We start from the raw sequence: 1370 nt of genomic DNA, 5'->3' as shown, positions 1-1370 counted from the left end.
GGGGACTGTAAGAACAACGGTGTAACTCTGAAAGGAGATACGCCACTATGACTGATGTGATTGATCGTGAGACAGAGACGAACTCGGCTCAGCCGGGTATCAGCGATGCGCGGCTCAAAGAGCTGGTCGAGCAGGCGCGAGCCGAAGGGCTGCAGTTGACCGGAGATGGTGGATTGCTGTCGAAGCTGACCAAGCTAGTCGTGGAGTCCGCGCTCGAAGGCGAGATGGACGACCACCTCGGATACGGCAAGAGCGACCCGGCAGGGAGAGGCAGCGGCAACTCCCGCAACGGCAGACGAGCCAAGAACGTGTTGACCGAGGCCGGCCCGGTCGAACTCGAGGTGCCCCGTGACCGGGATTCCTCCTTCGAGCCGAAGATCGTGGCCAAGCGGCAGCGTCGGCTGTCGGGCGTGGAGGACATGGTGATCTCATTGTCGGCCAAGGGTTTGACGACTGGTGAGATCGCTGCACACCTGGCCGAGGTGTACGGAGCCGATGTGTCCAAGCAGACGATCTCGACGATCACCGAGCGGGTGATGGAAGGCATGGCCGAGTGGCAGAACCGGCCGTTGGACCCTGTGTACCCGGTGTTGTTCATCGACTGCATCCACGTCAAGATTCGCGAGGGCAACGTCGCTAACCGGCCGATCTACGTCGCGATGGGGGTGACTGTCGACGGCACCCGCGACATCCTCGGATTGTGGGTCGGTGAGCACGGCGACGGGGAGGGAGCGAAGTACTGGCTTCGGGTGTTGTCCGAGCTGAAAAACCGTGGTGTGCAGGATGTTCTGATCGTCGTGTGCGACGGTCTCAAGCATCTACCTGACTCGATCGAGCAAGTGTGGCCACAGACCATCGTGCAGACTTGTGTGGTCCATCTTCTCCGTAACACCTACGCCTATGCCTCCCGCAAGGACTGGTCCGATATCGCCAAGGACCTCAAACCCGTCTACACGGCTCCGTCGGAGCAGGCCGCGCTCGACCGATTCGCAGAGTTCAGTGACAAATGGGAGAAACGCTATCCCGCGATCATCAGGCTCTGGACCAACGCCTGGGCTGAGTTCGTGCCGTTCCTACAATTCGACAACGCCATCCGGCAGGTCATTTACACGACCAACGCCATCGAGAGTGTCAACGCCCGAATCCGCAGGGCTGTCAAGGCCCGTGGACACTTTCCGACCGAGGCCGCGGCCTTGAAATGCGTGTATCTGGCCATCATGAGCCTCGATCCCAAAGGTACCGCCCGCCAACGCTGGTCCAACCGATGGAAGGCAGCACTGAATGCCTTCGAGATCACGTTCGACGGACGGCTGTCTGCCGGACGAAAGTAGTTAGAAATCAACCAATTACACCGTTTTCTGGACAGACCC

At 59.9% G+C, this 1370-nt stretch carries 1 protein-coding gene; it reads left to right on the top strand.

The window, feature by feature from the left end; all coding sequences use genetic code 11:
- The first annotated feature begins 47 nt into the window (after positions 1–47).
- Positions 48–1331 carry an IS256 family transposase gene (locus ACKAMS_RS33555; protein WP_047269195.1) on the top strand — a complete coding sequence of 428 codons (1284 nt, stop codon included), beginning with the start codon at positions 48–50 and terminating at the stop codon, positions 1329–1331.
- Positions 1332–1370: the final 39 nt, after the last annotated feature.

It is taken from the genome of Rhodococcus sp. 5A-K4 (assembly GCF_046097995.1).
Classification (GTDB): domain Bacteria; phylum Actinomycetota; class Actinomycetes; order Mycobacteriales; family Mycobacteriaceae; genus Rhodococcus_F; species Rhodococcus_F erythropolis.
This window is presented reverse-complemented; position numbering and strand designations above follow the sequence as displayed.